The organism is Halalkalicoccus sp. CG83 (assembly GCF_037081715.1).
Lineage (GTDB): Archaea > Halobacteriota > Halobacteria > Halobacteriales > Halalkalicoccaceae > Halalkalicoccus > Halalkalicoccus ordinarius.
In genome coordinates this window covers 2,045,641-2,071,912 of record NZ_JAZDDH010000001.1, presented here as the reverse complement: position 1 = coordinate 2,071,912, position 26,272 = coordinate 2,045,641, and the positions used below count along the sequence as shown (strand labels likewise).

Here is a 26,272-nt window from a genome sequence, read left to right as displayed (position 1 = left end):
TGCGTAGTGGTTATACAGGCGGTCCGGAAGCGGAGGTGGCTTCGTCGAAGAGACGAGTCACGATTCGTTCGAAGCGTGCCTCGAGAGAACGTTACGGGGGGACGGTCACGCGCCGGTCGCCGCGCGGACGGTCAGTTCTCGGCCGGTTTCGAGTCGCCGTCGGCCCGTTCGCCGCCGTCGGGGGCCGCGGCCCGCCGGTCGGCGTCGGCCTCGTGTTCGTCCGAGCGGGCGGCGACGAGCGCGCCGCGGGCGACGCTGTAGAGCGGTTCGTTGGCCTGCTGGACGCCGCTGATCGAGAAGGGGATGTTCGCACCCTCGAGGTGCTCCTCGAACAGCGCCTCGAACCCGCGCGGGCTCGAGGTGCCGCCGGTGACGACGACGGGAACGTCGAGGCCCTCCTCGACGTCCTCCTCGTTGACCTCGCGGGAGATCTGTTCGATGACGTAGTCGAGGAGGTTCTCGTAGTAGATCGCGAGCGCGCCCTCGACGCCGCCGATGTCGGTGCGGAAGTCGAGCTTGAAGTCGTCCTCCTTGATCGAGGTGACCTTGTCGACAGGCGTTCCGGTGGCCTGGGCGGCCTGCTCGTCGATCCAGTCGCCGCCGCGAGCCACCGAGAACGTCATCACCGGCACCGCGTAGTAGGCGAGACAGACGTTCGTCATGCCCGCGCCGAAGCTGATGCCAAGGCCCGTGAAGTTCCGCTCGGCGAGCTCCGAGTAGATCACGGCCATTCCCTCGTTGATCGGCTCGACGTCGTAGCCCATGTCCGTGAGGAACGACTCGACCGTCTTCTCGTGATACAGCGTCGAGAGCTCCGAGTCGATCGGATCCGCCGGACTCGAGAAGAACAGCCGCTCGCCCTGATGGCTGGGCTCGCCGACGACCTGCTCGGTGATGAGCTTGATCATCGGGATGGCCGACTGCTCCTTGCTCGAGAGGATGCCGTGCTGCATCGGGCGGCGCGTCTCCCTGTTGAACACGTTCGCGAACGTGAGCGCGTCGTCGCCCACGACGTACACCGTGTCGCCCTTGCGGATGTGGAGGACGTCGCTCCGCGAGAGCATCTGTTCGGCCATGTCGCTGTATTCGATCTCCACGAAGCTGTTTCGCTGCTGTACGAAGACGGTGTCCGAGCCGTCCTGTCGGCCCGAGAGGATGTTCATCGTTCCGACGTCGAGTCCTTTAGCCATACGTGTACGATAGGCTAATAGGTAATAAATCTATCTGGTAAAGGAATGAAATTATCTGCCCTGTCGGTCGAGCAGTTCCGAGACCCGCGACCGAAGCCGTTTCAGGGGAGGATCGCGAGTCGCGATCGCCTCCGCGTGCTTACGCTCCCGGAGTTCGACGAGCGCCGCGGCCTGATCGTCGGTGCCGGTGCCGGTCGCCTGTTTCTCGTTTCCGCCCCGAAGTCCCCGAATGCTCGCGACCGCGCTCTCGACGTCCGTCCCGGCCGCTCGCGTGCTCGTAGCCTCGACGCGGTCGAACGACGAGCGATCGATCTCCTCGGTACCGACGTCGACGGCGAGCTTCCGCGTCTCCTTTCGGCGGACGCCGCCCCACGTGAGCGTCACGTCCTCCATCGCGTGCTCGATGTCGCGTGCGACCCGTTCGTCGGTGATCTCCTCGCGCGGGTCGTCTCCCGATTCGCTCGGAGCGGGTCGGGACCGTTCGAGCTGGTAGGCGACGAGCGCGGCGGCGGTCGAGGCGAGCACGACCACCAGACCGATCGCGTAGAGCGCGATCCCCAGAGCGCTGTGGTCGGCGGCCGACTGGACGTTCCAGTTGGCGGGGTAGACCGCGACGAAGAACACCATCGCGAGCCCACAGACCGCCAGACCACCGCCGGCCGCGTAGAGCGCCCGCCGGTCGACGGGCAGGAGGACGACGATCCCGACCATCCCTGCTGGGAGACCGAGCGAGGCCAGCACGATCGCGACCTGCCGCAGGTTCCAGTAGAACGCCGAACCCGCCTCGAGACCCGCGCTCCAGAGGAACAGCGCCAGGCCGACGACCGCGAGCGCGATCCCGACGAAGAACAGACCGAATCCGAGGTAGACGTCGGTCTCAGCGTCGGGTTCGCCGATGTAGCGTTCGTACCACTCCAGGAGGGTGGCTGCGTGGGCGTCCGGAGTCATGCGCCGAATACGACGCAGTAGTATCAATATCTTCTGGCGGACGACGTTGAAACAATGTCGGCACGGGCGTTAAGTCGGGACCGTCCGAACGAGGCGTATGCCCGAACTCGACCCGCAGGCCGAGGCGCTGCTCGAGACCATCGACGCGATGGGGATGCCACCCACGTACGGACTCTCGGTCGAGAGCGCACGCGCTCGCTTGGAGGAACTGTTCGCCGGCGGAGGCGAGGACGTCGACCGCGTCAAGGAGTTCGCCATCGGCGGGCCGGCAGAGCCGATCCCAGTCCGGCTCTACGGCCCGGCCGGAGACGGCCACCCGCTGGTCGTCTTCCTCCACGGCGGCGGTTGGGTGCTCGGCGGGCTGGAGAGCTACGACGGGGTCTGCCGGGCGCTCTCGAACGCCGCCGACTGTGCCGTGCTCTCGGTGGACTATCGCCTCGCGCCCGAACACCCGTTTCCGGCGGCCGTCGAGGACGCCTACGCCGCGACGGAGTGGGCCGCCAGACACGCGGATCGGATCAACTGCGATCCCGATCGGATCGCGCTCGCCGGCGACAGCGCCGGGGGCAACCTCGCGGCCGCCGTGACCCTGATGAGTCGCGACCACGATGGCCCGGAGATCGCCCACCAGTCGCTACTCTATCCCGCCGTCGCCTCGCCCGCGGTCCACGACTTCCCGAGCCACGAGGAAAACGCCGAGGGCTACCTGCTCGAGGGCGCGAGCGTCGAGTGGTTCCTCGAGCGCTACGTCCCGAACCCGGTCGATCACCGGAACGTCTACTTCGCGCCGCTGCTCGCACGCGATCTCTCGGAACTGCCGTCGGCGACCGTCCTGACGGCGGGCTTCGACCCGCTTCGCGACGAGGGACGCGAGTACGCCGATCGGCTCGAGTCGGCGGGCGTCCCGGTCGAACACCACGAGTACGAGGGGATGATCCATGGGTTCGTGAGCCTGCTCGATCAGTTGGACGCCGCCCGGGACGGCCTCGAGACGGTCGGCGAGGAGCTCCGAACCACGCTCCAGTGAGCCGGCCGCCGCCCGGTTGGTTCGTCGACTCGGCGGAGTTCGTCGATCGGACGGCGAGTCGTCCCCGATCCCACCGCCGTGGCGACTTAGAACTCCTCGGTGTGCGGTCGGAGATCGAGTTCGAACGTCCAGGCGCTCCTGTCCTGCTCGACGAGGTGCCAGTAGCTGTCCGCGATCGCCTCCGGGTGTAACGTCTCCACGTCCCCGCGATCCGGGGCGTCCGGCGGCGATCGACGCTGGACGTGTCCGTCGATCACGACGTGTGCGACGTGGATCCCCTCGGGACCGAGCTCGCGGGCCATCGACTCGGCCATCCCTCGAACGGCGAACTTCGCGCTGCTGAAGCCGAGCGCTCCCTCGCGACCGCGGATCGACGACGTGGCTCCGGTGAACACGATCGTTCCGCCGTCGGCGGCGAGCATGTCCTCGATCGCCTCCTTCGAACAGAGCAGTCCGCCGAGGGCGCCGATGCGCCACGCGTCCTCGAACGACTTCGCCGAGATCGATCGGATCCCCTGCCAGCTGCCGCCGCCGGCGTGGTTGATCAGAACGTCCACCGGCCCGAACGCCTCGCGAACGCGTTCGAAGCCGCGTTCGACCGCCTCGGGGTCGGTGATGTCGGTCGGTACCGCGAGCGCGTCGGCACCCCCGGTGCGTAGCTCCGATTCGAGCTCTTCGATGTGGGATTCGGAACGCGCGAACAGCCCGACGGCACACCCCTCGTCCGCGAGCTTTCGTGCGAGCGTGGCGCCCAGATTTGGACCGACACCGGCGACGACGGCGGTTCGTGACATTGGGTTCCGTTGGGTACGAACCGGACGTCCATAGACGCTCGTGCGTCGACCGACGAAACGACGGAACTCCCGGAGATCCGAAGCAGAGACGATTCCTTCAGCGATACGTAGCGGTACGTCCTACGCCTCTAACGGGTAGACTTTGATGGTCTGCCCGTTCACGGATACGAGCTTCTCGTTGTAGGTGAATTCCACTGTCACATCGGTACGCGAGGTTTCGTGTATCCGTGGAGCGACTAACTGGTCGAGGGCATCCGTTTCAACCGCTTCGTAGAGAGGGGACAGTTCCTCTGCGCTGGTGTCAGAAACCGTGGCCACGGCATCCACCACGGCCTCGGTAGCGGGCTGGCTCGAGTTCATCGTGTATTCGATGAGACATCCGGTTCCTGAGTCATCGATCGTGTTCCTCGGTGAGTTCATGAAGTGGAGTAGATAAAACATCGTTATAGTTGTTAGGATAATAGACACATATGTGATACGAACAATGACGGACATCCCGTGACTCCCTATCTATGATCGCTACAAAACGGATATCGATTGCGCTCAGTCCGTGCTCGTATCGGTCCGTGGTGTCCAGTGCACTCGTCGACGTCACGCCGGATCGTTCCGGTGACGATCGGCGAGAGCGAGACGCGATGCCGATGGACGAGTGGCGGGCTAACGCAGTGAATCCGTACCGAACTTTTCGCTCCGGGTCTTTGCGGTGAGTGGTACGCTCCGCGTACCCGAACCGTAAGAACGTAGGTTTACCAGGTTCCGTGGAACGTATCGAACGAGAGCGAGTCGAGGGGCTCGTTACCGACCGCGATCTCGTACTCGCCGGGCGTCAGCATGGGTTTGTGAAAACGCGGGCCGTCGTCGGTGGTGATCCGCGGACAGCCCGTGTTGACGAACGCGTCCATGTCGAAGTTCCGCAGCCTGTCGGGCGTCACCTCGTCCATCGTGATCAGGTAGGCGTTCTCGTTCTCCTCGACGATCCTCTCGGCCGTCTCCCAGCGACCCTGCCCGATCTTCGTACAGAAGATGACGCCCCACTTCTCGGCGTCCATCGCCTTGTGGACCGAGGCGTAGCGCTGTCTCATGAACTGCTCGGTGTCCGCGACCGTGACGACGTTGTTGACGGGGTCGGCGATCACGACGTTCTTCTCGGGGTGCTCCATCGCCAGGCCGAGGGGGTGGAACTTCCCGCCGCCGACGTAGAGCACCTGATCGGCGTCGATGTCAGCCGAGGCGTAGTTGCAGCCGAGCACCTGACCCTCGTGGGTGAGTCGGTCGTCGCCACGACGGGTGTGGACCTCGTAGCCCCGCTCCTCGAGAAGTGCGCGCATCTCCTCGAAACGGTTCATGTGCTGGGCGGTGGTGACCAGACCGACCGCGGGGTTCTCTTCGGGATCCGAGAGCTCCGCGAGCGACTCCTCGATGATCGGCGCGACCTCGACGTTCGAGAACAACGGAACGTAGATGATCTTCTCGGACTCCTTCATCGGCGAGTGGCCGAAGTGGACGAACACGTCCGTTCGCTTCATCAGGAACGTATCGAGGTCGCAGGCGCCGTAGCAGGGCTGACCCGAGATCATCACCGTCACGTTCTCGGGTAACAGCTCCCGGAGGTCGTCGGCGACCTTCGGCCCGCGCCGTTTCAGCCCCTCGGGAAACTGCAGTCCAACCTTCTCTGCGTCGCGCTCGTCGACGGCCTCGACGATTCGTTCGAGTTCGTAGTCCCACTCACGGTCGTGTTTCAGGGCCATCCCCGTGTTCCTGAGATCGCCCTCGGAGTAGTTCGACGTCGATTCCTGGCTCATTACCGGACGTACTCGCCGAGGGCGTTTAACGACGGCGTTTCAGCCGGACCCGCTCGATGCCGGATGGCGCGTCGATGGCCTCGGCATCTCCATCCGATGGCGAGCGATCCCGCGTCCGGCCCACTCGTAGCGCAACGCCTCGACCGTTTCGTGCGAGCACGGGGCGTCGGTCGGGAACGATCCCCACTGGCGAGACCGCTGGCCCGCGTCCTGCGTCCCGACGCCCGTCGAACCGTGGACGAGGGCCTCTGCGATCCCGAATCCACCGCTTCCGGCACACCTAAACGGCCACACCCCTAACGACCGGCGATGAGTATCGAATCCACCGACGCCGTCGAGAACGCCGAGGCCCCCGCCGTCACCGATCTCGCCCGCGATCTCGGCGAGGCAATCACCGATCTGCCGGAGTACGAGGCCTACGAGGACTCGAGGACCCGCGTGGAGAACGACCCGGAGGCCCAGCGGAGGATCGACGAGTTCGAGGAGCTCCGCCAGGAGTTCATGCTCGCGCGCCAGACGGGCGAGGCCACCCAGGAGGACCTCAGAGAGCTCCAGCAGGCCCAGCAGGAGCTCCACGAGATCCCCTCGATGGCCGACTACCTCGAGGCCCAGGCCGAACTCGACGCTCGGCTGGAGGCGATCAACGAGGCGATCTCCGAGCCGCTCTCGATGGACTTCGGCGAGCAGGCCGGCGGCTGCTGTCAGGACTGAGCGCCGCACCGTACCCGTCCGTTTCGTCGTGGTCACGTGAGTCCGGGGAACGAGAGCGGACGATCGAGCGTCTGGAAGCTCGCTCCGACGCGTCTCCGACAGCGCAACACTTACGCCGGCGGTGGGTGCATCGGGGAACGTGACACACAGCGACTGGGGCGACTGGCTCGTACGCGAGATCGAGAGGACCGCTCCCGAGGGCGTCTCGATCTGGTATCTCGGCTGCAACGGGTTCGTCCTCAAGGCGAGCGACGGGACGACGCTGTTCATCGACCCGTACCTCGGGACCGGCGATCCGCCGCGGACCGTCCGGATGGTTCCGATCCCGTTCGATCCCGAGGACGTGAACGAGGCGACGGCGCTGCTCGCCACCCACGAACACACCGATCACGTCCACGGGCCGAGCCAGGCGCCGATCCTCGAGAACACCGGCGCGACCATGTACGCCCCCGAGGACAGCCTCGCGGTCGCTCGCGAGGAGGAGGCATGGGGCGAGGCCTGGAACGTCGCTGACGACCAGTTCGTCGCTATCGACGAGGACGAAGTCCACGAGATCGGCTCCTTCACGGTGAACGTCGAGCCCGCGAACGACCCCGACGCGACCCAACCCGTAAGCTACGTGATCGAACACGAGGCGGGTACGTTCTTCCACGGCGGCGACGCCCGCCCCGGCGAGTTCGAGTCGGTCGGAGAGGACTACGACATCGACCTCGGGGTGCTCGCGTTCGGCACCGTCGGCATGATACCCGACTCCGAGACGGGCGAACCCACGCGAACGAAGTGGTACAACGACGAGAACCAGATCATCGAGGCGACGAACCACCTCCGGCTCGATCGACTCCTGCCCAGTCACTGGGACATGTGGCGCGGGCTCACGGCGGACCCGACGGTGCTCCACCGACACGCCGCGAGTTTCGAGTACCCCCGACGGCTGGAGATCACGGAGATCGGCGGTCGCGTGGACCTGTAGGGAGGCGTCACAGGGCGCAAACACAACCCGTTTAGGCGACCCACTCCTCGATACGGTGATGACAGCGACGATCCCGGTGGCCGTTCCGCGAAAGGGTCGACCGCTGGAGGCGGTGCTGGACCGGCTCGCGACCCTGACCGGCACGGCCGAGGTGGCCGACGAGATCTGTTCGACGCTCCGATACGAGAAGGCGATCACGAAGGGACGGGCGGAGGAGGAGACGACCGTCTACGATCGCCTCGCCGAGTACAGCGATCTCTCGGACCCGACCCGACCGGAGTACACGCTGGTCCGCGACGACCGTACGGGCAAACCCCGACGGATCGTCTTCGACAGCCTCACCCTCGAACACGAGGGTCTCGAACTCGAACTCGTCGGGCGGGAGGAGCCGTTCCGCGCGCTGCGCAAACACGAGTTCGCGGTGGGGTTCGACAGCGCCGACCTCGTCCTCGAGGAGGTCGTCTCGCTCCGCCCGGAGCCGCTGTCCTCGATCGACGACCTCAACGAGCGGATCGATCCCCACGACACGGACGTCAGGGTCGTTACCGGCCTCGGCGACACCGTCCACCACACGCTCATGGGCCGTCCCGACCTCGCGGAGGCGTTCTCCCGGGAGTTCCTCCGGGACTACGAGGGCCCACTGTGCATCTCGCCGCGGTACGAACGGCTCGTCGAGGCGGTGCTCGGGACCGAGATCGCCGACGGCATCGAGTTCCGGTATCCCGGTCCCGACGTGGCCGAGGAGGAGGCGGCCATCGCCGAGACCGGCGTCGGCATCTACCTCACCGTCACCGGCGGGACGGCCCGTGATCACGGACTGATCGTCGGCGAACGGCTCTTCCCCAGCGAGACGGTCCTGATGGAGAACGCGCCGGAGGCCGACTGCGAGGCGGTCCAGCGGGTGAAGGCGCTGTTCAACGGTGCGGCGATCGACACCGACCTCGCGATCTAGTAACGGACGGAAGTCGTTGAATCCGTCCCATCTCGAGACGACGGACCGAACGGACGCAGATAGACGAGCGGCTATTTATCGACACAGATGAAAACGTACGTCGAATCAGATCGTCAATACGGTTCTATCGAGAAGCCACAAACGAGAGCTACCGTTCGACAGTTCAATCACTTTCGTCCGCCGGTCACTCCGATCCGACGCGGTCGACGCCCATCAGCTCCTCGCCTGCGTGTTCGGTGAAGACTACCTTCATGTTCGGATCGCGGAGCCCCCACGTGTCGGCGGCGAGTCCCATGACCGCGAGCGCGAACGAGCGTTTCTGCTCGAACTCGCGGCCCCGTCGGACGTCGGCGTCGAGCACGAGACAGGGCTCGTCGAAACCGGTGCGTCCGATGGCGAGTTCGGCGGTCGAGCGCTCGCGGATCGCGACCGCGACGTGGTTCGTTTCGGCGTCCATGTGCTCGGCGTACTGGTCGGTCACCTGCCGAACGAACGCCTGCTTCTCCCCCTCGGTCATGACCGCGCTACAGTCGAACTGGAGAAACGGCATCAGAGCCCCTCCGCGAGCACCTCGATCGGGTGGGGCGGCTCCTCACCCGCGAGGTCGTCGAGCTGGCTGCGACAGGACGCCCCCGGCGCGACCACCCTGTCCGCGGGGCTCTCCTCGACCTGGTCGACGAGGATCGAGCCGATCGCCCGGCTCATCGCGTAGTGATCGGCCTCGTAGCCGAACGAACCGGCCATCCCGCAGCAGCCCGAGTCGAGCGCGTCCACCTCGTAGCCGGCGCGTTCGAGCACCGCGGCGGCGTGGAGGTCCTTCTTCGTGGCCTTCTGGTGGCAGTGGCCGTGGTAGGTGAGCAATCCCCTCCCCTCGGGTACGTCAAGTCCGAAGGCGTTCAGGTACTCCATGACCCCGAAGGTGTTCATCGCGACCGACTGCACGGCGTCTCCGGACAGGAGATCGAGGTAGTCGAGCTGGAACATCACCGCGTCGGAGGGCTCGGCCACCACGACGTCCCAGCCCGCCTCGATCCGAGGGGCGAGCGCCGCGACGTTCTCCTCGGCGCGCTCGCGGGCGACGTCGAGAAAGCCCTTCGAGAACGGCGGACGGCCGCTGTCGACGACGCCCTCCGCCAGCTGGACGTGGACGCCCGCCGCCTCGAGCACCCGCACCGCCGCTCGCCCGACGTCGGGGTGGTTGTAGTTGGTATAGGTGTCCGGAAAGAGCAGGACCTTTCGCTCGGCATCGGCCTCGCTCACCTGCGGGCCCCGATCCTCGAACCAGTCGACCAGCGTCTCGCGGTGAAACGCGGGCAGCGTCCGCTCGCGGGCGATCCCCAGCGTCTTCTCCATCGCTAGACGGGCGCCAGGCAGCTCCGGAAGCCAGTTCGAGACCGGCGCCGTCGCGCTGCCGAGCTTCGAGAGCGTATCGACGTTCGCGAACACGCGCGAGCGGAGGTTCGCCCCCTCCCGCTGGTGGTGTTCGTGGGTGAGTTCGACCTTCAGCTTCGCCATGTCCACCTCGCTGGGACAGTCCTTCGCACAGCCCTTACAGCCGATACAGAGGTCCATCACCTCCGAGAGGAATTCCTCCGAGAGCTCCTCGCCGTCGGGGAGGTCGCCGCTCATCGCCTGTCTGAGCGAGTTCGCGCGTCCCCTCGTACTCGTGATCTCCTCCTCGCTCGCGCGGAACGTCGGGCACATCACGCCGCCGGTGGTCTCCTGGGGGCCGCGACAGCCGCCACACCCATGGCAAAGTTCGGCCATGCCCTGAAAGCCGTTCTCGTTCTCCCAGTTCAACGTCGGCTCGAACCCCATCTCGAACTCGTAGTCGGGACCGTGACGGAGGTTCTCGCTCATGTCGAAGTCGCCACAGACCGAGCCCGGATTCAGGAGCCAGTCGGGATCGAACGCAGTCTTGAGGTCGCGAAAGACCTCCCAGAGGTGCTCGCCGTAGAGCTTCTTGTTCCACTGGGTGCGTGCGCGGCCGTCGCCGTGCTCGCCCGAGACCGAGCCGCCAAGCCGTGCGACGACGTCGGTCACCCGGTCGGCGACGTCGACCATCGCGTCGACGCCCTCGATCTCCTTTGTGTTGATCAGCGGGCGGACGTGCAGTACCCCGGGGCCGGCGTGGGCGTAGATGCTCGCGAACGTGCCGTTGTCCTCGAGGATCTCCTGAAACTCGCGGGCGTACTCCGGGAGGTGTTCAGGCGGGACCGCACAGTCCTCGATGAAGGAGATGTGCTTCTCGTCCGTCGTCCGGGAGAGCAGGATCGGAAGCCCGCTCTTTCGCATCTTCCAGAACGTCGCGCGTTCCTCGTGGTCGTGAGCCTCCATCGCGGCGGTCGCGTTGATCGGGGCCTCGGTCCGGACGGGATCGTCGCCCGGCTCGACCTCGCTTTCGGCGTCGGGGACCCGATCCGCGAGCAGGCCCGCAACCTTCGTCATCCCTTCGGCGTCGCCCTCGGCGTAGAACTCCACGAGCAGCACGGAGGAGGCCTCGGGGGGCAGCATCGAGACGACGTCCGCGAACTCCTCGGTCTCGCGAGCCAGGTCCAGCAGGACGTCGTCCATCACCTCGACGGCCGAGGGATCGTGTTCGAGGATCGGCGCGACGTCCTCCATCGCGTCGATGAGGTCGTCGTAGGTCAGAAGCGCCATCGCCTTGGTCTCCGGAACGGGTTCCAGCGAGACCTCCGCCTCGGTGACGATCGCGAGCGTCCCCTCGCTACCGGCGAGCAGCCGTGCGAGGTTGACGCTGCCCTCGCTTGCCTCCTCGATCAGCATATCGAGGTTGTAGCCCGAGACGTTGCGCTTGAGGTTCGGATACGCCTCCTCGACGGCGTCGGCCTCCTCCTCGACGATCCGGAGGACCTCGGCGTGGATCCGTGCCTCGAGGTCGCCGTCGGAATCGGCCCGCTCGCGGAGTTCCTCGAGGGTGAGTTCGCCAAAGGTCGTGAGCGTGCCGTCGGCCAGCACGACCTCGCACTCCTCGACGTAGGCGTCGGTCTTGCCGTACTTCAGCGAGTGCGAGCCGGTCGAGTTGTTGCCGATCGCGCCGCCCAGCGCGCTCTTATCGCCCCACGCGGGGTCGGGAGCGAACTTCAGGTCGTGAGGGGCAAGCGCCTGGTTGAGATCGCCGAGGTAGACGCCGGCCTCCGCTCGGGCACGCTCGGTCTCGGGATCGATCTCCAGGACGCCGTCCATGTGGCGGGTGAAGTCGAGCACGACAGCCTCGTTGACCGCCTGGCCCGCGAGGCTGGTGCCGCCCCCCCGTGGGAGGACGGGAATCTCCCGCTCCGCACAGTGGCGCATCACCGTCTGGACGTCGCGGGTCGAGGTGGGGAACACGACGCCGATCGGCGTGGTCTCGTAGGCGCTCGCGTCGGTCGCGTAGAGCTCCCGCGAGTACTCGTCGAAGCGCACCTGACCGCCCACGAGCCGCGGCAGCGCCTCGAGTCCTGCCGGTATCTCCGTCTCGCCGCCGGCGTAGTCGTACGGCGAGCGTCCGTCACGTGCAGCCGGGGTATCCGGATCCGTCGCCATCGTCTATTGTTCACACGGGGCGATTCATTACTCTATGGATCGTTCGCCGTTCACTCGCCGTCGTAGACGTCCACCGTCTCCTCGAGCTGGTGGACGGGGTAGCGGCCCTCCGGCGGCCAGCCGATCGCGACGAGCTTACACGGTTCGTCGAACGGGTTGTGGATCACGTGTGCGCCCGCCTCGCCCTTCTCGAAGGCCACCGCTTCGTCGACGCCCATCTCGAACCCGCTCTCGGGGGTTTCGACGCGACAGCGCCCCGAGACGACGTAGAAGAGCTCCTGCTGGTTCTCGTGGTAGTGGAAGTGGTTCTGCGAGAGGCGGTCCTCGGGGTCGAGTATCGCGACGTTGAGGTTGAACGCGTCGACGCCGAGCGCGGATGAGAGCTCCCAGCGCTCGCCGGGCTTCTCCGGGTTGGTCTCCGCGCCGTCCAGCGAGACGTGCCGCCAGCCGTCGGTCATGGGTCGGAATGGGTTCGGGACGAGTAATTTCTTCTCCTTCGGGACGAGCGGGCCAGGAGCGCCCGTAGGACGGGACGTCGTCGAAACGGGGCGACGCGGATTCGAGCGACGATGCGAACGGCCTCCGGGGTTCAGGCGCGACCGAGCGCCCGGTCGATGCGGGGTTTGAGGAACGGTCCGGTGATGATCAGGATCGTGGCGAGCGCGAGCACGAACGACAGCGGTCGGTTGATCGGATCGAAGAAGATCGAGTACGACCCACCGGAGATCTGGAGCGATCTGAAGAAGTTCTCCTCCGCGATCGGCCCCAGCACGATCCCGAGGACGAACGCGATCACCGAGTAGTTGTACCGCACCATGTAGAAGCCGAGCACCCCCAACGCGAGGACGGCGCCGACGTCGTACCAGTTCTGGTTCAGCGTGTACGCGCCGATGAACGAGAGGACCACCACGACCGGGATGATGATGTCCGTGTCGAGTTCGGTGATCCGGCTCGCATAGGGGATGACCGAGAGGCCGACGAGGACGATGACGATGTTACCGAGGAACAACGAGATGAACAGCGCGTAGGTGATCTGAAGTTGATCGCCGAACAGCGTCGGGCCGGGCTGGAGGCCGTGCATGAGCAGGCCGCCGAGCAGGACGGCGGTCGAGCCGCTACCGGGGATCCCGAACGAGAGCGTGGGGACGAGCGAGCCGCTCACCGTCGGGTTGTTCGCCCCCTCCGGAGCGATCACCCCGCGTGGATCGCCCTCGCCGAAGAACCCGTCCTCAGCCGACGATCGCGCCTCCTCCGCATAGGCGACGAACGTCGAGGTCGTCGCCCCCGATCCGGGGATCATCCCGATCAGCATCCCGATCACGCCGGCCTTGAACGTGGTCTTCGGGTACTTGAACACGGTCATGACGCCATCCTTGATGCTCCCGGTCATCTCGACGTCGCTCTCCGCGATCATGTCCTGGGCGGCGAGCTTCATCATCTCCGCGAACGCGAACATCCCGATCAGTGCGGCGACGAACGAGATGCCGTCGTAGAGGCCGAACTGCCCGAACGTGAATCGCGGCGTCGGGCTCAGGATCCCGGTCCCGATCGTCGAGATCATGAACCCGAGCGCGCCCGCGACGAGCCCCTTGACGATCGACCCTTGCGTGACGATCGTGATCAGCGAGATGCCGAGGATCGCGAGCAGGAAGTACTCGGGCGAGCCGAACGCGAGGACGACCCCGATCAGGATCGGCGAGATGAGTACGAGCGTGATCGCGGCCAGAAAGCCGTTGAGCGCCGACGCGGTCGTCGCGATCGCGAGGGCGTTCTTCGCGAGCCCGTTCTTCGCCATCGGGTAACCGTCGAGCGTGGTCGCCGCCGCCGACTCCGTGCCGGGCGCGTTGATCAGGATGGCGGCGATCGATCCGCCGAACATCGCTCCGCTGTAGATCGCCGCGAGCAGGACGATCGCCGAGGTCGCATCGAGCGGAAGCGTGAGCGGGAGGACGATCGCCATCCCCACCGGCGAGCCGATGCCGGGCAACGCGCCGAGGATGATCCCCAGGAGGAGCCCGACGACCATCCATCCGATGACGGGCCAGCTGACGGCGATCCCGATCCCCTCGACGAAGGCGTCGACGGCCATCTAGATCACCCCGGCGACGAGGACGGTCGAGTCGAACGCGGTCGGGAGGAACGGGCTGAAGTCGAAGATCGCACCGCGATCCAGCGGCAGGATCAGAAACTCGATGAAGAGGTAGACGACGATCGTCGACGCCACCGCGAGTCCGATTCCGATGAGGGGCCGAACCCGAAACCAGGTCGTATAGCCGAACACGAAGAACGGCGTGACGAACAGGAAACCGGCCGCCCAGCCCACGAAGAAGTACAGCGTCGCGGCTACCATCATGAACACGGTGTCGTTCACCTCGTAGCCGTACTTCCGTCCGAGCGTCCGTTTCGGCCCCGTCTCGCGCTCTATCTCCTTCTCGCGCTCGGTGAGTTCCTCCTCGTGTTCCGAGGCGCTTTCGCTGGTCGTGATGTTGATGCTCTCGCCGACGAAGGTATACAGCGGATCGGGAAGGTAGTTTCGAACGAGCAACAACAGCGATCCTACGAAGACGACCGACGCGGTCATCTGGGGGAACACCCGGGCGTCATCCGGGTAGTCCGATACGATCGGTTCGATCAGAAACACCGCGCTGAGAGCGAGGAGAACGACGAGCATCACGTGCTCTGCCGTCACCTGATTGCGTTTGTCTTTTATTGACATAATTTAGGGGGGCGAGAGGTCGGTTCGGCCGCGATCGATCAGCCGGAGTGTTCCTGGACGAGGTCGATAACGTTGTTCTCCTCGTAAGCCGCGAAGGCGTCGTCGAGGAGCTGATCCGCTGCGTCGGGGCCCTCGTGGAACACCGGGTTGCCGGTCTCCTCGGTCCAGCTCTGGGTGCTCTCGTGCTCGACGGCCTCCGCGAACAGGTCCGAGAGCCCCTGGGTAATGTTGTCATCCGTGTCCGGCGGCGCGAACACGCCCCGGCTCAGTCCGCCGACGAAGTCGATCTCCGGGTAGCCCGCGTCGGTTACCGACTCCACGTCGGGGTAGACCTCCGACCCCTCGCTGACGAACGTGACGACCGGGTAGATCGAGCCGTTGTCGACGACCGACTGCGTACCCGCGTCGGTTCCGATGCCGGCGGGCACCTCGTTGCTGGCGACCGCCTGCGAGACGGGTCCGGTTCCCGTATACTGGACGCGTTCCGTCCAGTTCCAGCCCCACTCCTCCTCGTACTGGTACTTCGCGAGGAGGACGATGACGTCCTGGGAGCTGCCGGGCTCCTGGACGCCGATCGACTCCCACTCGCCGGAGTTGTACTTCTCCATGACGTCGTCGAACGTCTCGACCTCGTCCTGGTACTGCTCGTTGACGACGAGCGTCCACACCGACTGGCCGAAGATGCAGACGCCCGACGCGTCGCGCTGGTCGAACCCGGGGTCCTCGAGCAGCTGCGGTGCGACCTCCAGTGGCGTCGCGCTCCCGAGGATCGTGTGGCCGTCGGGCTGGGCCTGCATGAGCTGTCCGAACCCGTTCAGCCCGCCCGCGCCGGGGACGTTGTCGATCTGGATGTTCTGACCGGTCGCGTCGGACAGTCCCTCCTGGATGCCCCGGGCGTAGACGTCGGTGCCGCCACCCTGGTCGTACGGGACGATGTACTGGATCGCCTGCTCGGGTTGCCAGTCGCTCTCGCCGTCACTGCCGTTGCCGCCGTCGCCACCGTCGCCACCGTCGCCGCCGTTGCCGGCGAGACAGCCGGCGAGCGCCGCGACGGAGCCCGCACCGGCGAGCTGCAGGAACCGCCGTCTTCCCGGCCGTACGGTGTTCGAACGTTCGTGCGATTGTGGTTGGTTCTCTCGTTCACTCATGTGTTTTCTCGTTTCCGACCCCGACTGACGTCCGGTCGCTCCGACCGGCGACGGCGGACGAGCGATGGCCCCCGCCATCACTTATCCACGTCCGCGTGCGCGGAGCTTCATTGTGCTCCGATACCGCACGTCAGGGTCATAGTATCACGATAATAGAGTATCAGTATAAATCTTTCTACGTCATCCCGGCGTCGTCGGCGAGGTCCGGCTCCTCCGCGGCCGATCAGCGATCGGCGCGGAACCGATCGAGGGTGTCGGGGTCGATCTCGATACCGATCCCCGGACCGTCGGGGACCGGGACCACCATGCCGTCGTTCTCGATCGGCTCGCTCGGAAGCTCCTCGCGAAGGGGGTTCGGCGTACGGTCGAACTCGAACATCGGATCGCCCGGGATCGTCGCGAGCACCTGAAGGCTGGCCGCGAGCGCGATCGCGCTGCCGAAGACGTGCGGGAGGACCTGGAGGTTCCTCGCGTCGGCGGCCGAGACGACCCGTTTCGTCGAGGTGATCCCGCCCGCGCTGGTGAGGTCCGGCTGGAGGTAGCTCGCCGCCCCGCGATCGAGCACCTCGTCGAACTCCTCGCGAAAGGCCCACGACTCGCCGCCCGCGATCGCCACCGGCCCCCGGCGTTCGAGCATCGCGTATCCCTCGAGGTCCTCGGGCGGCAGCGGCTCCTCGAAGAAGTGGACGTCGAGCGCCTCGAGTTCTCGCGCGACCCGGAGCGCCTCGGCCCGCCCGTAGCCGTGGTTGGCATCGGTCATCAGTCGGACGTCGTCGCCGACCGCCTCCCGAATCGCGCGGACCAGTTCGACGTCCTCCTCGACGCCGTAGGGGAAGTGCCGCGAGAGACCGATCTTGTTCTTCAGCGCCGTGAAGCCGGCGTCGACGTGGCCCCGAGCCTCCTCGACGACCGACTCGCGGATCGCGTCGAACGAGTCGACGTCCGGGAAGAAGTGGCCGGTGGCGTACGCCCGGACCTCGTCGCGGCGGTGGCCGCCGAGCAGCCGCGAGATCGGCTCGCCGAGCACCCTCCCTCTGAGGTCCCACAGCGCGATGTCGACCCCGCTGACGACGCTCGCGGGGACGTAGGAGTGGAACGACGACCGGAGTTCGAAGACGAGGTCGTCGTGGATCCGCTCGACGTCTCGCGGGTCCCTCCCCCGGAGCCGCGGCGCGACGTACTCCTCGATCAGTTCGCGGTTGCCCGCGATCGGCCCCCAACACTCGCCCCAGCCGACGGTGCCGTCGTCGGCGGTCAGGCGTACCAGGCAGTACTCCCGACTGTCGATCCACTTCTGTGCGTTCGCGAACCGCTCGTCGAGATCGCGCCGTAGCGGTATCGCCTCGACCGATTCGATCTCCATGAACCGTGATATACCACCCCGTGACAAGTAGCTTCGGACATGGCGATTTATAGGGGTCGGGCGTCAACACAGTGCATGCCGATCGTCGCAGCCGTCGACAGGAACGAGCGAGCAACCGCCATCGTCCGCGAGGCCGCCCGTCTGGGGGAGGCGTTCGGCGAGGCCGTCGAGGTCGTCCACGTTCTCGCCCGCGACGAGTTCGTCTCGCTCGAACGCACGCAGGTCTCCGAGACGGGCGAGTCCGTCCCGATCGAGAGGGTGGTCGAGATGGCCGAGGAGATCGCCGCCGAGGCCGTCGAGGAGGCGGGCGTCGAGGCCGAGACCGTCGGCCTCATGGGTGATCCCGCCGAGGAGATCGTGTCGTACGCGGCCGACCGCGACGCGAGCTACGTCGTCATCGGGGGCCGGAACCGTTCGCCGGTCGGGAAGGCACTGTTCGGGAGCGTCGTCCAGTCGGTCCTCCTCACCGCCGAGTGTCCGGTCGTCTCGTTGCGCGTCGAGACCGAGTAGCGCCTCGCGATCAGACGCGTTCCTCGAACGCCTCGACCATCTCCTCGGTCGACGCCGACCCGCCGAGGTCCGGTGGGGTCGGTGCCGACTCGTCGGCGAGGACGTCTCGAACGGCGTTCCAGAGCGCCTCGGAGGCCTGATTCTCGCCGAGTTCCTCGAACAGCATCGCTCCCGAGAGCACCGTCGCCGTCGGGTTGGCCACGCCCTGCCCCGTGATGTCCGGCGCGCTCCCGTGGACGGGTTCGAACATCGAGGGGTAGGTGCCGGAACGGTTGATGTTGCCCGACGGCGCGAGCCCCATGCTCCCGGTCACGATGGCGCCGATGTCGGTGAGGACGTCCCCGAAGAGGTTCGAGGCGACGATCACGTCGAACTCCTCGGGGCGGCGGATGAGGTCCATCGAGGCGGCGTCGACCAGCAGGCTCTCGACCTCGACGTCGGGGTAGTCCTCGCGGACCTCCTCGACGACGTCGTCCCAGAACACCATGCTGTAGGCCTGAGCATTCGACTTCGTGATGCTCGTGAGATGGCCCTCGCGCTCCTGGGCGGCCTCGAACGCCGCCCGGAGGATCGCCTCTGTCCCCTGGCGGGTGAACACCGCGCTCTGGACCGCCACCTCGTGGTCGAAGCCGACGTGCTCGCGCCCGCCGACGTCGGCGTACTCGCCCTCGGTGTTCTCGCGGTAGACGACGAACTCGACGTCGCCGCCCTCGTAGCCCCGCAGCGGGCTCTCGACGCCCTCGAAGAGGATCGACGGCCGCTTGCAGACCTGCTGGTTGAACTGCTTTCGGATGGGAAGGAGCAGCCCGTGGAGCGTGACGTGATCCGGCACGTCCGGGTGGCCGACCGCCCCGAGCAGGATGGCGTCGCTGTCCTCGATGCGCTCGAGGCCGTCGTCGGGCATCATCGCCCCTTCCTCGAGGTAGCGTTCGCTTCCCCAGCCGTAGCGGGTGAACTCGACGTCGATGTTCTGGGCCTCAGCGACGCGTTCGAACAGGGGGAGGGTCGCCTCGACGACCTCGGGGCCGATTCCGTCGCCGGGGATCGTCGCGATCTCGTATGACATACTGGCCCAAGCGCGGGAGAGCGGCTAAAATCCATCGACTGGCGAGCGCTCGGGTGCGGTGGATGGGAATCTTTTTACCGTCCCCCTGGCGTGAGGCCACATGGCACGCTACTCGGCCTACGAGAGCATCAGCGTCGACGTGAACGAGGGCGTCGCGACGCTCGAGTTCCACCGACCCGACGTGTACAACGCGCTGAACGACGACGTCATGCTCGACGTCAGCCGCGCCTTCGACGAGATCCAGCTGGATCGCGACGTCGACGCCGTCGTTCTCACCGGCGAGGGTGAGGACGCCTTCTCCGCGGGGGCGGACATCTCGGAGTACGCGGGCCCCCCCGAGGAGCACGCCCACCAGGAGGACCGCCAGGAGCTGTTCTACGAGATGTACCGCAAACCCCTCGAGTGTCACGCCCCCGTCATCGCGAAGATCAACGGCTACTGCGTCGGCGGCGGGCTGATCCTCGCGATGTTCTGTGACATGCGCGTCGCCGTCGAGGACGCGAAGTTCGGCGTCCCGACCGCGAACATCGGCCAGATCCCGACGGGCGGGTCGAACCACCGGGCGATCGAGCTCGTCGGCGAGGCGAAGGCGAAGGAGCTCGTGCTCACCGCGGGGTTCGTCGACGCGGCGGAGGCCGAACGCATCGGCCTGGTCAATCACGCCGTCCCGCGCGAGGAGCTCGATTCGGTAGTGCAAGAGATCGTCGACGGCATCCAGGACACCGGCCGGCAGGCGGTGAAGAACTCGAAGCGGGCGCTCAACTACGCCGCCGAGACCTCCGACGTCGAGAGCGCCCGGGAGTTCGAGGCCGACCTCTGGTGGGAGCAGTTCGCGAGCGACGAGCGCCAGCGACTGGTCGACGAGTTCAACGAGGGCGAGTGAGCGTGAGCGAAACGGACAACGACGGACCGCTCGCCGGCGTCTCGGTCGTCGAGATGACTGCCCACCGCGCGGGCCCCTTCTGTGGAGCCCTGCTCGCGGACATGGGCGCGGAGGTCGTGAAGATCGAGCGTCCCGGCGCGGGCGACCCCGCCCGCTCGCAGGGCGTCGGTCCCGACGGGAAGTCGGGCTACTTCATGGCGAACAACCGGAACAAGAAGTCGGTGACGCTCGACCTGAAGAGCGAGGCGGGCGTCGAGGCGGCGCGCTCGCTGCTCGCGGAGGCGGACGTCTTCGTCGAGAACTTCGGCTACGGCGTCACCAGTAGGTTAGGAATCGGCTACGACGACCTCCGCGAGGAGAACCCGGGAATCGTCTACGCGAGCATCAAGGGCTACGGCGAGACCGGCCCCCTGAAGGAGAAGCCCGGCCTCGACCTCATCCTGCAGGCCGAGGGCGGGATCATGAGCGTCACCGGGCCCGAAGGGGGCGAACCGGTGAAGGTCGGCCAGGCGATCGGCGACCTTACCACAGGTATGTTCACGGCCATGGGTATCCTCGCGCGTCTCTACGAGCGCGATCGCACGGAAGCGGAGGAGTTCACCGGCAAGTTCGACGTCGGACTGTTCGACTCGATCGTCGTTCTGATGAACGAGTACCTGACGAACTACTCGATGGACGGCGAGGTGCCGGGTCCCCAGGGGACGACCCACCAGACGCTCGTCCCCTACCAGGTGTTCGAGACGGCGGACGGCTACGTCGTCACGGGCGTCCCGAGCGACGATCGCTGGGACGCGTTCGTCGACCTGATCGGCCGCGAGGAGATCCGCGAGTACCGAACCAACGACGACCGCCAGGAGAACCAGGAGCGGGTCATCGGCGCGATCCAGGAGGAGTTCGCGAAACGACCGACCGACCACTGGCTCGAGGTCCTCACCGAGGCCGGCTTCCCCAACGGCCCGATCAACGACGTCGCCGACGTCGCGGACCACGAACAGAGCCGCGCCCGGGACCTGGTCGTCGAGCACGAGGACCCCGACTGGGGGTCGTGTCTGCTCCCGGGCCATCCGATCCGCTTTCCGGAGTACGACGCGACGGTCCGATCGCCCGCGCCGCGTCTCGGCGAGCACACCGAGGAGGTCTTCGCCGACGTCGCGGACGACCAGACCACCCTCGAGGAGTGGACCGAGGGTGGCGCGTTCGGCGACTGACCCGACCGCAAACCGTTATATCGCCCCCGTCCGTCTCCCGTTCCCATGAACGAGCGAAAGCGGGAGCGTGACTACCCGACGAAACGTCCGACGGCCGCCATCGACGACGAGGCCGCCGGCTACGAGCGGCCCTACCCGCCGGAGGCGGCGGAGATCCCCTGGATCGACGTTCACCAGCACACCGGGACGCTGAGCTGGGAGCATCACGAGAAGATGGACGTGAGCGGCGCGCGTGCGGTGGTGATGATCGCGTCGTCGTACTTCCAGATACCGTACCGGCCGATCGAACCGGACGACTGGCGATTCCTGTGGGACGAGGCGCTGCGCCGTGCCGGCGAGATCTCGCGAAACCACTTCTTCGACGTCTACCTCGCGACCGCGATCCACTTCGGCGCCCGGATCGAGGGCGTCGACGAGCTGCTCGAGGTCCTCCCCGAGTACTGCGCGCTCGAGGAGGTCGTCGCCGTCGGGGAGACGGGGGTCGACCCGGTCCAGTCGGTCTCGTCGTGGCCGATCGACGAACAGCGGGCCGTGCTCGCCGAGCAGATGCGGATCGCAGACGAGCAGGGACTGCCGGTGATCCTACACACGCCCGGCGATCGAGACGAGTCGCCGCCCGAGGGATCCGTCCCGGCGCAGTTCGGTCGTACGTTCGATCACAAGTTCGCCTACGAAGGGGCCCCCAAGACCGACCCCGACCCGGGGTTCGACGTGGCGAACGCGAAACGGGAGGCTGCACGGATCGACGTCGAGGTCGCCGACGAGGTGGGGCTGGCGCACGATCGGCTGGTGATCGACCACGGCCACCCCGACATCGCCGGCTACGTCCTCGAGGAGACCGGCTGCTATCTGAGCTTCTCGCTGGTCCGCCAGACGGAGGCGGTCGGCCCCGAGGACGTTGCGGGGGTGATCGAGGAGTACGGCTCCGAGCGGGTCATGGTCGATTCGGACCTGCTGGCCGGCCTCTACGCCGACGACGCGGCGCTCACGATGCGGCGGATGACGCTCGATCTCCTCCGACTGGGCGTCGAGCCCGAGGACGTCAGGAACGTCGTCTACGAGAACCCGAAGCGGGTGCTGGGACTCCCGTAAGACGGGAGCCGAGGTACGGCGGCCGACGGCTATGCCAGCGCGTCGGCCAGCTTCCTGACCGGGTGTGGCGGCTTCTCGTCGTACTCGTCGCCGATCTGGCTGCGACACGACGAGCCCGGAGCGACGACGCGCTCGCCGTCGCTCGAGTCGATCTGGTCGAACAACACCGAGCCGATCGCCTGGCTCATCGAGTAGTGTTCGGCCTCGTAGCCGAACGATCCCGCCATCCCACAGCAGCCCGAATCGAGCGGGTCGACCTCGTAGCCCGCCCGGCGAAGGACGCCCACCGCGTGGTGCTCCTTCTTGATCGCCTTCTGGTGACAGTGACCGTGGTAGGTGAGCGACTCGCCCACGTCGGCGAACGCCATCCCCTCGTCGAGGCGGAACCGGTCGACGTACTCCATGACGCCATAGGTGTTCTGTGCGAGGCGTTCGACCGCGTCTCCGGACAGGAGGTCGAGGTAGTCGAGCTGGAACATCACCGCGTCCGAGGGTTCGACGACGACGACGTCCCAGCCGTCGTTGACGTAGTGGGCGAGCGCGGTGACGTTCCGGTCGGCCTGGGTGCGCGCCTTCTCGATCATCCCCTTCGAGTAGGCGGGCCGGCCGCTGCCGGTCACGCCGTCGGGGATCTTCACGTGGACGCCCGCCGCCTCGAGCACCCGGATCGCGGCCTTGCCCGCGTCGGGGCTGTTGTGGTCGGTGAAGGCGTCCGGGAACAGGAGCGCCTTCCGGTCGGCGTCCTCTTCGCTCACGCGGGGCCCGCGCTCCTCGAACCACTCCGTGAGCGTCTCGGCGTGGAACTCCGGCAAGGATCGCTCGCGGGCGATCCCCAGCGTCTTCTCCGTCAGAATTCCCGACCCCGGCAGTCGCTGGAGCCAGTTCGAGACCGGCGCCGTCGCGCTGCCGAGATCCGAGAGCGCGTCGATGTTCGCGAACACGCGCGAACGCAGGTCGACGCCGTGGCGTTCGTGGTGTTCGTGGGTGAGTTCGACCTTCAGCTTCGCCATGTCCACCTCGCTGGGACAGTCCCTCGCACAGCCCTTACAGCCGATGCAGAGCTCCATCACCTCCTGCATGAACTCCGAGGCGAACTGCTCCTCGGGGAGGTCGCCGCTCATCGCCTGCCGGAGCATGTTCGCGCGACCCCGCGTCGAGGTGATCTCCTCGCGGGAGGCGCGGTACGTCGGGCACATCACGCCGCCGGCGCCCTCCTGGCTCGTCCGACAGCCGCCACACCCATGGCAAAGCTCGGCCATCCCCTGAAAGCCGTTCTCGTTCTCCCAGTTGAGACGGGGCTCGAACCCCGCCTCGAACTCGTAGTCGGGGTCGTGACGGAGGTTCTCGCTCATGTCGAAGTCGCCACACACGGAACCAGGGTTCAACAACCAGTCGGGATCGAACGCGGTCTTGAGGTCACGAAAGACCTCCCAGAGGCGCTCGCCGTAGAGCTTCTTGTTCCACTGGGTCCGTGCGCGGCCGTCGCCGTGCTCGCCCGAGACGCTACCCCCGTACTTCACGGCGAGGTCCGTCGCCGCGTCCGAGATCGAGACCATCGTCTCGACGCCCTCGGTGGTCTTGGTGTTGACCAGCGGGCGGACGTGCATGCAGCCCGGTCCCGCGTGGGCGTAGAAGCTGCCGAACGTGTCATGGTCCTCGAACACCTGCTGGAAGTCGGCGGTGTACTCCGGGAGGTGCTCGGGCGGGATGGCGATGTCCTCGATGAACGCAATGTGCTTCTCGTCCGTCGTCCGGGAGAGCAGGATCGGCGTCGACGCCTTTCGCATCTTCCAGAAGGCCTTCTGCTCGTCGGGATCGAACGCGGAGAGCCCGTCGAAGGCGACGTCGCCGACGCGATCGGCGAGCAACGTCTCGACGCTCTCCCGGCGTTCCTCGTCGCCGTCGGCGTAGAACTCGACGAGGAGGAACGTGTCCGTCTCGTCGGGCAGGATTCCGACGACGTCCTTGAACTCCTCGAGATCGCGCGCGAGTTCGAGCAACACGCCGTCGAGCACCTCGACGGCGGCGGGGTCGTGTTCGAGGATCGCGCCGACGTCCTCCATCGCGTCGAGCAGGCTGTGGTAGGTGAGCAGACCGAGCGCCTTCGTCTCGGGGATCGGCTCAAGCGAGACCTCCGCCTCGGTGACGATCGCGAGCGTGCCCTCGCTGCCGACGAGCAGCCGCGCGAGGTTGACCGTCCCCTCCTCGGTGGCACCCTTCCCCCGAGCTTCCTCGATCAGCACGTCGAGGTTGTAGCCCGAGACGTTGCGCTTGATGCTCGGATACGCCTCCTCGACGGCGTCGCCCTCCTCGTCGATGATCCGAACCACCTCGGCGTGGATGCGTTCGACGAGGTCGCCGTCCGGATCGGCTCGTTCGCGGAGTTCCTCGATCTCGATCTCGCCGAACGTGTGAACGCTCCCGTCCGAGAGCACCGCTTCGACCTCCTCGACGTAGGCGTCGGTCTTGCCGTACTTCAGCGAGTGGGCGCCGGTGGTGTTGTTGCCGATGGCACCTCCGAGGGCGCTCCGATCGGCGGTCGAGGGGTCGGGCGCGAACTTCAGCCCGTGGGGCTCGAGCGTGCGGTTGAGTTCTCCCAGCGTTATCCCCGCCCGTGCGCGAGCGCGTCGACCCTCGGGATCCACGTCGACGATCCCGTTCATGAACCGACTGAAGTCGAGAACGACAGCCTCGTTGACCGCCTGGCCCGCGAGGCTGGTGCCGCCCCCCCGTGGGAGGACGGGGATCTCCCGCTCCGCACAGTAGGAGACGACCGCCGAGACGTCCTCGGTCGAGGTGGGGAACACGACGCCGATGGGCAATACCTCGTAGGCGCTCGCGTCGGTCGCGTAGAGCTCCCGCGAGTACTCGTCGAACCGGACGTCGCCGTCGACGATCCCCTCGAGGTCGTCGACCATGTCGGGTCGCTCGACCTCGTCACCCTGGTAGTCGTAGTCCGCTCGTCCGTCGGTCGCCGGCTCTCCCGCCTGGTTCTGGTTAGTGCTAGCCATTCTCGATGATGTCCGTTCGGTGGTCCGTGCTCATAAACTCGTGGCTGTGCTCGTGGCGGTCACTCCTCGGGCACCGCGCCGGCCGCACGCAGCTCCTCGATCCGCTCGCGCGAGTAGCCGAGTTCGCCGAGGACCGCGTCGGTGTCCTCGCCGAGCAGCGGCGGCGCCGCCTCGAACCCGCTGTCGGCGTGCTCGAAGTTGAGCGGATGCTCGATGCTCGGAATCTCGCCGGCGGCCGGGTGCTCGAGCGTTCGAACGACGTCGCGGGCCTCGACCTGCTCGTTTCCGAGCGCCTCGCTCACCTCGAACACCGGTCCGACCGGCAGGCCGGCGTTCTCGGCCAACCGCTCGACCCACTCGTCGGTCGTCCGCTCCGAGAGCGTCTCCGACAGCTCTGCCTCGAGTTCGTCCATGTGTTCGACGCGGTCGGCGTTGGACTCGAAGCGCGGATCGTCCGCGAGTTCCGCTCGGCCGATCTCCTCACAGAAGCCCTCCCAGAGCTTCTGGTTGCCACAGGCGACGTTCAGGTAGCCGTCGGCGGTCGGGTAGCTCTGGTAGGGCGCCAACACGGGGTCCTTCGTCCCCATCCGCCCCGGTTTCTCGCCGACGAACGACTTCGCGGCCTGCTTCGTGAGCCACGGCAGCGCCGCATCGAGCATCCCCAGCTCGACGCGCTCGCCCTCGCCCGTCCGTTCGCGCCGATACAGTGCGCCGACGATTCCGAAGGCGGCCCACATCGCCGTGATGAGGTCGGTCTGGGGGAGTCCCACCTTCACGGGGTCGCCGTCCTCCTCGCCGGTGACGCTCATGATCCCGCTCATGCCCTGGACGAGCAGGTCGTAACCGGGACGGTCGCTCCACGGCCCCGTCTCGCCGAACGCTGAGATCGAACAGTAGATCGCCTGCTCGTTGACCGCGCGGACGTCCTCGTAGGCGATGCCGAGGCGTTCGGCGGTTCCCGGTCGGAAGTTCTCGACGACGACGTCGGCCTCCTCGATCAGGTCGAACAGCACCTCGAGCGCCTCGTCGGACTTGAGGTTGAGCTCGACGCTCCGCTTGTCGTAGTTGACCGTCCAGAAGTACGGCGACTCGCCGTGGGGCGAGGCGGGTCGCCCGGGCCCCTCGTACCCCTCGACGTCGACGAACGGCGGCCCCGAGTGGCGGCTGTCGTCGCCGAGCTCGGGCCGTTCGACCTTGATCACCTCCGCACCCTGGTTCGCCAGCATCATCGTCGCGAACCCACCGGTGACGAACGTCGAGAGGTCGACCACCGTGATACCGTCGAGTATCCGTTCGCCGTGCGTGCCATCCGTACCCATGTGACGGAAGAACTCG

General features: G+C 66.7%; 23 protein-coding genes. 8 read left to right on the top strand and 15 right to left on the bottom strand.

Annotated features, from left to right (window positions below; genetic code table 11):
• Positions 1 to 131: 131 nt before the first annotated feature.
• Both V0Z78_RS10775 and V0Z78_RS10770 read right to left on the bottom strand, forming a co-directional pair.
• On the bottom strand, positions 132 to 1,190 hold the full coding sequence (locus tag V0Z78_RS10775) for a cell division protein FtsA (protein ID WP_336344634.1): 1,059 nt from the start codon (positions 1,188 to 1,190) through the stop codon (positions 132 to 134).
• Positions 1,191 to 1,241: 51 nt separating this feature from the next.
• A complete protein-coding gene (locus V0Z78_RS10770) occupies positions 1,242 to 2,138 on the bottom strand; it encodes a DUF7139 domain-containing protein (RefSeq protein WP_336344633.1) in 897 nt (298 codons plus the stop codon).
• A gap of 97 nt (positions 2,139 to 2,235) precedes the next feature.
• Between V0Z78_RS10770 and V0Z78_RS10765 the strand changes: the two genes are divergently transcribed.
• A complete protein-coding gene (locus V0Z78_RS10765) occupies positions 2,236 to 3,165 on the top strand; it encodes an alpha/beta hydrolase (RefSeq protein ID WP_336344632.1) in 930 nt (309 codons plus the stop codon).
• Between the two features lie 86 nt (positions 3,166 to 3,251).
• Here the strand turns inward: V0Z78_RS10765 and V0Z78_RS10760 are convergent, their stop codons facing one another.
• The 3 genes from V0Z78_RS10760 to dph2 form a co-directional block, all read right to left on the bottom strand.
• Complete coding sequence (locus tag V0Z78_RS10760) at positions 3,252 to 3,959, bottom strand: SDR family NAD(P)-dependent oxidoreductase (protein WP_336344631.1); 708 nt, start codon at positions 3,957 to 3,959, stop codon at positions 3,252 to 3,254.
• A gap of 120 nt (positions 3,960 to 4,079) precedes the next feature.
• Entirely contained in the window at positions 4,080 to 4,379 is a 300-nt protein-coding gene (locus V0Z78_RS10755; RefSeq protein ID WP_336344630.1) for a HalOD1 output domain-containing protein, read from the bottom strand.
• A gap of 326 nt (positions 4,380 to 4,705) precedes the next feature.
• A complete protein-coding gene (gene dph2, locus V0Z78_RS10750) occupies positions 4,706 to 5,761 on the bottom strand; it encodes a diphthamide biosynthesis enzyme Dph2 (protein ID WP_336344629.1) in 1,056 nt (351 codons plus the stop codon).
• 309 nt (positions 5,762 to 6,070) lie between these two features.
• Between dph2 and V0Z78_RS10745 the strand changes: the two genes are divergently transcribed.
• The 3 genes from V0Z78_RS10745 to V0Z78_RS10735 all read left to right on the top strand — a co-directional run bounded on the left by V0Z78_RS10745 (position 6,071) and on the right by V0Z78_RS10735 (position 8,394).
• Positions 6,071 to 6,472 (top strand): YlbF family regulator, encoded by a 402-nt coding sequence (locus tag V0Z78_RS10745; protein ID WP_336344628.1) that lies wholly within the window; start codon positions 6,071 to 6,073, stop codon positions 6,470 to 6,472.
• Between the two features lie 139 nt (positions 6,473 to 6,611).
• On the top strand, positions 6,612 to 7,442 hold the full coding sequence (locus V0Z78_RS10740) for an MBL fold metallo-hydrolase (protein WP_336344627.1): 831 nt from the start codon (positions 6,612 to 6,614) through the stop codon (positions 7,440 to 7,442).
• A gap of 58 nt (positions 7,443 to 7,500) precedes the next feature.
• Complete coding sequence (locus V0Z78_RS10735; protein ID WP_336344626.1) at positions 7,501 to 8,394, top strand: hypothetical protein; 894 nt, start codon at positions 7,501 to 7,503, stop codon at positions 8,392 to 8,394.
• Between the two features lie 184 nt (positions 8,395 to 8,578).
• On the opposite strand, the gene V0Z78_RS10730 is transcribed toward V0Z78_RS10735, so the two are convergent.
• The 7 genes from V0Z78_RS10730 to V0Z78_RS10700 all read right to left on the bottom strand — a co-directional run bounded on the left by V0Z78_RS10730 (position 8,579) and on the right by V0Z78_RS10700 (position 17,167).
• Entirely contained in the window at positions 8,579 to 8,944 is a 366-nt protein-coding gene (locus V0Z78_RS10730) for a tautomerase family protein (RefSeq protein WP_336344625.1), read from the bottom strand.
• Positions 8,944 to 11,940 carry an FAD-binding and (Fe-S)-binding domain-containing protein gene (locus V0Z78_RS10725; protein ID WP_336344624.1) on the bottom strand — a complete coding sequence of 999 codons (2,997 nt, stop codon included), beginning with the start codon at positions 11,938 to 11,940 and terminating at the stop codon, positions 8,944 to 8,946. The genes V0Z78_RS10730 and V0Z78_RS10725 overlap by 1 nt, the downstream gene beginning before the upstream one ends.
• Positions 11,941 to 11,990: 50 nt before the next feature.
• Positions 11,991 to 12,398: a cupin domain-containing protein gene (locus V0Z78_RS10720; RefSeq protein ID WP_336344623.1), complete on the bottom strand. Its 408-nt coding sequence runs from the start codon at positions 12,396 to 12,398 to the stop codon at positions 11,991 to 11,993.
• 131 nt (positions 12,399 to 12,529) lie between these two features.
• A complete protein-coding gene (locus tag V0Z78_RS10715; RefSeq protein WP_336344622.1) occupies positions 12,530 to 14,029 on the bottom strand; it encodes a tripartite tricarboxylate transporter permease in 1,500 nt (499 codons plus the stop codon).
• On the bottom strand, positions 14,030 to 14,656 hold the full coding sequence (locus tag V0Z78_RS10710; RefSeq protein ID WP_336344621.1) for a hypothetical protein: 627 nt from the start codon (positions 14,654 to 14,656) through the stop codon (positions 14,030 to 14,032).
• 38 nt (positions 14,657 to 14,694) lie between these two features.
• The gene (locus V0Z78_RS10705) at positions 14,695 to 15,804 is read right to left on the bottom strand and encodes a Bug family tripartite tricarboxylate transporter substrate binding protein (protein ID WP_336344620.1); all 1,110 of its coding nucleotides are present in this window, start codon (positions 15,802 to 15,804) and stop codon (positions 14,695 to 14,697) included.
• A 223-nt stretch (positions 15,805 to 16,027) separates the two neighbouring features.
• Complete coding sequence (locus V0Z78_RS10700) at positions 16,028 to 17,167, bottom strand: mandelate racemase/muconate lactonizing enzyme family protein (protein ID WP_336344619.1); 1,140 nt, start codon at positions 17,165 to 17,167, stop codon at positions 16,028 to 16,030.
• A gap of 75 nt (positions 17,168 to 17,242) precedes the next feature.
• Here V0Z78_RS10700 and V0Z78_RS10695 point away from each other — a divergent pair, with 75 nt between their 5' ends.
• Positions 17,243 to 17,677, top strand: a complete 435-nt coding sequence (locus V0Z78_RS10695; protein WP_336344618.1) for a universal stress protein — start codon at positions 17,243 to 17,245, stop codon at positions 17,675 to 17,677.
• Between the two features lie 10 nt (positions 17,678 to 17,687).
• On the opposite strand, the gene V0Z78_RS10690 is transcribed toward V0Z78_RS10695, so the two are convergent.
• Positions 17,688 to 18,743, bottom strand: a complete 1,056-nt coding sequence (locus V0Z78_RS10690; protein WP_336344617.1) for an isocitrate/isopropylmalate dehydrogenase family protein — start codon at positions 18,741 to 18,743, stop codon at positions 17,688 to 17,690.
• Between the two features lie 100 nt (positions 18,744 to 18,843).
• On the opposite strand from V0Z78_RS10690, the gene V0Z78_RS10685 reads away from it, so the two are divergent.
• Genes V0Z78_RS10685 through V0Z78_RS10675 form a run of 3 tightly spaced genes read left to right on the top strand, consistent with a single transcriptional unit; the run spans position 18,844 to position 21,926 of the window.
• Positions 18,844 to 19,626: an enoyl-CoA hydratase/isomerase family protein gene (locus V0Z78_RS10685; protein WP_336344616.1), complete on the top strand. Its 783-nt coding sequence runs from the start codon at positions 18,844 to 18,846 to the stop codon at positions 19,624 to 19,626.
• 2 nt (positions 19,627 to 19,628) lie between these two features.
• On the top strand, positions 19,629 to 20,834 hold the full coding sequence (locus tag V0Z78_RS10680) for a CaiB/BaiF CoA transferase family protein (RefSeq protein WP_336344615.1): 1,206 nt from the start codon (positions 19,629 to 19,631) through the stop codon (positions 20,832 to 20,834).
• 45 nt (positions 20,835 to 20,879) lie between these two features.
• A complete protein-coding gene (locus V0Z78_RS10675) occupies positions 20,880 to 21,926 on the top strand; it encodes a TatD family hydrolase (RefSeq protein WP_336344614.1) in 1,047 nt (348 codons plus the stop codon).
• Between the two features lie 29 nt (positions 21,927 to 21,955).
• On the opposite strand, the gene V0Z78_RS10670 is transcribed toward V0Z78_RS10675, so the two are convergent.
• Entirely contained in the window at positions 21,956 to 24,937 is a 2,982-nt protein-coding gene (locus tag V0Z78_RS10670; protein WP_336344613.1) for an FAD-binding and (Fe-S)-binding domain-containing protein, read from the bottom strand.
• 59 nt (positions 24,938 to 24,996) lie between these two features.
• Positions 24,997 to 26,256 carry a CaiB/BaiF CoA transferase family protein gene (locus V0Z78_RS10665; protein WP_336344612.1) on the bottom strand — a complete coding sequence of 420 codons (1,260 nt, stop codon included), beginning with the start codon at positions 26,254 to 26,256 and terminating at the stop codon, positions 24,997 to 24,999.
• Between the last annotated feature and the right edge of the window lie 16 nt (positions 26,257 to 26,272).

Coding starts and splice junctions, on each gene's coding strand:
- V0Z78_RS10775 (WP_336344634.1), bottom strand. CDS start 1,190: ATGGCTAAAGGACTCGACGTCGGAACGATGAACATCCTCTCGGGCCGA.
- V0Z78_RS10770 (WP_336344633.1), bottom strand. CDS start 2,138: ATGACTCCGGACGCCCACGCAGCCACCCTCCTGGAGTGGTACGAACGC.
- V0Z78_RS10765 (WP_336344632.1), top strand. CDS start 2,236: ATGCCCGAACTCGACCCGCAGGCCGAGGCGCTGCTCGAGACCATCGAC.
- V0Z78_RS10760 (WP_336344631.1), bottom strand. CDS start 3,959: ATGTCACGAACCGCCGTCGTCGCCGGTGTCGGTCCAAATCTGGGCGCC.
- V0Z78_RS10755 (WP_336344630.1), bottom strand. CDS start 4,379: ATGAACTCACCGAGGAACACGATCGATGACTCAGGAACCGGATGTCTC.
- dph2 (WP_336344629.1), bottom strand. CDS start 5,761: ATGAGCCAGGAATCGACGTCGAACTACTCCGAGGGCGATCTCAGGAAC.
- V0Z78_RS10745 (WP_336344628.1), top strand. CDS start 6,071: ATGAGTATCGAATCCACCGACGCCGTCGAGAACGCCGAGGCCCCCGCC.
- V0Z78_RS10735 (WP_336344626.1), top strand. CDS start 7,501: ATGACAGCGACGATCCCGGTGGCCGTTCCGCGAAAGGGTCGACCGCTG.
- V0Z78_RS10730 (WP_336344625.1), bottom strand. CDS start 8,944: ATGCCGTTTCTCCAGTTCGACTGTAGCGCGGTCATGACCGAGGGGGAG.
- V0Z78_RS10725 (WP_336344624.1), bottom strand. CDS start 11,940: ATGGCGACGGATCCGGATACCCCGGCTGCACGTGACGGACGCTCGCCG.
- V0Z78_RS10720 (WP_336344623.1), bottom strand. CDS start 12,398: ATGACCGACGGCTGGCGGCACGTCTCGCTGGACGGCGCGGAGACCAAC.
- V0Z78_RS10715 (WP_336344622.1), bottom strand. CDS start 14,029: ATGGCCGTCGACGCCTTCGTCGAGGGGATCGGGATCGCCGTCAGCTGG.
- V0Z78_RS10710 (WP_336344621.1), bottom strand. CDS start 14,656: ATGTCAATAAAAGACAAACGCAATCAGGTGACGGCAGAGCACGTGATG.
- V0Z78_RS10705 (WP_336344620.1), bottom strand. CDS start 15,804: ATGAGTGAACGAGAGAACCAACCACAATCGCACGAACGTTCGAACACC.
- V0Z78_RS10700 (WP_336344619.1), bottom strand. CDS start 17,167: ATGGAGATCGAATCGGTCGAGGCGATACCGCTACGGCGCGATCTCGAC.
- V0Z78_RS10695 (WP_336344618.1), top strand. CDS start 17,243: ATGCCGATCGTCGCAGCCGTCGACAGGAACGAGCGAGCAACCGCCATC.
- V0Z78_RS10690 (WP_336344617.1), bottom strand. CDS start 18,743: ATGTCATACGAGATCGCGACGATCCCCGGCGACGGAATCGGCCCCGAG.
- V0Z78_RS10685 (WP_336344616.1), top strand. CDS start 18,844: ATGGCACGCTACTCGGCCTACGAGAGCATCAGCGTCGACGTGAACGAG.
- V0Z78_RS10675 (WP_336344614.1), top strand. CDS start 20,880: ATGAACGAGCGAAAGCGGGAGCGTGACTACCCGACGAAACGTCCGACG.
- V0Z78_RS10670 (WP_336344613.1), bottom strand. CDS start 24,937: ATGGCTAGCACTAACCAGAACCAGGCGGGAGAGCCGGCGACCGACGGA.
- V0Z78_RS10665 (WP_336344612.1), bottom strand. CDS start 26,256: ATGGGTACGGATGGCACGCACGGCGAACGGATACTCGACGGTATCACG.